We start from the raw sequence: 2,100 nt of genomic DNA, 5'->3' as shown, positions 1-2,100 counted from the left end.
GGGGATCATGTCGCCGGCCGAGAGATAGACGATATCTCCCGGCACTAGCGTGGAAATAGGTATCTCCTGGGGCCGCTGCATTCCGGCACGCAGCACGGCCGTGGTGGAGCTCACCATTGCCTTCAATTCTTCCGCCGCTTTGTTGGACCGGAATTCCTGCCAGAAGCGCAGGAGCGTGCTGAGCAGCACCATGGTGCTCAGGACGATAATCGTCCTGAACGTGCGATCTTCCGGTGTGGCGAAAATCACGTCGGTAAACAGCGAGACGATGCTCACCGTAAGCAGCACGCCGTTAAACGGCGTTACGAACGCGTGAAACAGTTGCTGGTACCAGGTCGGCGGCTTCTCGTGCGTGACTTCGTTGGGACCGTACTGCTCCAGCCGTTCCTCGACCTGCTCCGGCGTCAGCCCACTTCGATTGACATCGAGGCGTTTGAGCGCTTCCTCCGGCGTGCAATCGCATAGGTCCAGCAGCGGCGAGCGTTGCTTGCCCTCGTTCCCGCTGCGGTCATTCAACCGATTTCTGACTTCTTCATTCATGGCGTGCGGCTCTCACGCTGGAGTTCGCTGGAATTGCCCTGGGATTCAGGCGGCAGAAGCGCTTATGATCACGGGTTCGCTGACAGGTTTGTGACAGCCGGCGATTCCGGCCGCCGCCACAACGGCGAGTGCCGCGAGGCTGGGGACAACCGTCGCATGGTTCTACCAAGGCTGGCACATAAATGATCGTCGGCGGGTGGTTCGTCGAGCAACCAAATGCACTCGATCCGACCTGTCTCTGGACACACATGCCAGCGGGCGACAAGCCCCTTGGAATGGCGCCAAATCTTGATGGGGTGGATCGAGTTAACCGGCGCCGGATATTCGAGCCGGACTGGCCGCGACGCGGACCGTTACGGTCAACAGGATCGATGCGGACGATAGAAAAAGTTGCGGGTGCGAGCTTCATGACTCACCTCCACGGGCCGGTCTCGACCAGCCTGAAGGTGAGTGGGCGACAGACCCTTAGGTCCGAGCCTTACTCTCCCGGCGGGCTCCGCCAAGATCCGATCCGGTTATGTCGTTTGAGCGCACTGCGAGCCGATACGATGACCGCCGTGGCGCAACTAGGGTAGCTGTCCATTTTGTCCAATGATGGTTTGTTCGAAGTTCCCCCCGAACGTTTTCGCAAATACGCCCGTAGTTTTGGGTTGTCAAACAAAAAACGGCTGGCGATACCAAACGATTCTACGTCGGTGGGCATTCGTCCGGCGGTCATCTCTGCGGTGTCGCGCCGGTGACCGACTGGCAAAAGGATTTCGGACTGCCGGCCGATATGGTGACAGGCGGCCTGCTGATGAGCGGGCTGTATGACCTGAAACCGGCGCGGCTCTCCGGCACCCGCAGCGCCTACATCAAATTCAACAACGACATGGAGCAGTCGATGAGTTCGATCCGGCAGATCGATAGACTGCGCGCGCCGATCATCGTCACCTATGGCACCTACGAGTCGCCGGAATTCCAGCGCCAGAACCGCGATTTTGCCGCGGCGGTGAAAGCGGCCGGCAAGCCGGTCGAATTGATCGAAGCGCCAAACTTCAACCATTTCGAGATGTGCGAAAGTCTTGGCAATCCCTACGGCCCGAACGGTCATGCGGCGCTAAAGTTGATGAAGCTCGCCTAGAGGGCATCTGCCAACTTTGACGCCAGAGCATGTCTGCTTTTGGCACTTACCGTCGTTCGCGGCATATCCCCGATTTGGTCGTTATCGGAGGCATAGCGGACATTGTTCGGCACTGGCCATGAATGCGTAGGTCGCGAATGGCCCATCTCGGACCTCAGACGCGGATTGAGATTCTGCCTAGCAGACCTTGGTGAAGCCGAATCCCACTCGGGGTGCCTGGCCTTCCGAAGCCGCCCCCTCCATGCGCTGTCATTCGTTCTGCATCTAGAACGATGACGGTCTACTGTGCCGTTTCAGGCGCGATCACGGATTAATTTATTGGCAATGAAATCGAATACGAAGGCTACTTTTTAATATTCCCGCTGGCGTCGAACTGCTTGACGTAAGCCCATAGGTCGTTGACCTGCTGCACGTTCTTGAGGCCCGGGAAGATCATT

General features: G+C 58.2%; 2 protein-coding genes. One reads left to right on the top strand and one right to left on the bottom strand.

Translation table 11 applies throughout. The annotated features are described in order from the left end of the window. The coding region (locus VF515_03940) for a cation-transporting P-type ATPase (protein ID HEX7406786.1) at positions 1–540 on the bottom strand (540 nt) is incomplete at its 3' end. A gap of 736 nt (positions 541–1,276) precedes the next feature. Between VF515_03940 and VF515_03935 the strand changes: the two genes are divergently transcribed. Beyond that, positions 1,277–1,663 (top strand): hypothetical protein, encoded by a 387-nt coding sequence (locus VF515_03935; GenBank protein ID HEX7406785.1) that lies wholly within the window; start codon positions 1,277–1,279, stop codon positions 1,661–1,663. The last annotated feature ends 437 nt before the right edge of the window (positions 1,664–2,100 follow it).

The sequence above is a fragment of the Candidatus Binatia bacterium genome (genome assembly GCA_036382395.1).
In the GTDB taxonomy this organism is placed as follows: Bacteria; Desulfobacterota; Binatia; order HRBIN30; family HRBIN30; genus JAGDMS01.
The sequence above is the reverse complement of the archived record's forward strand: the minus strand, read 5'-3'. Positions and strand labels throughout refer to the sequence as shown.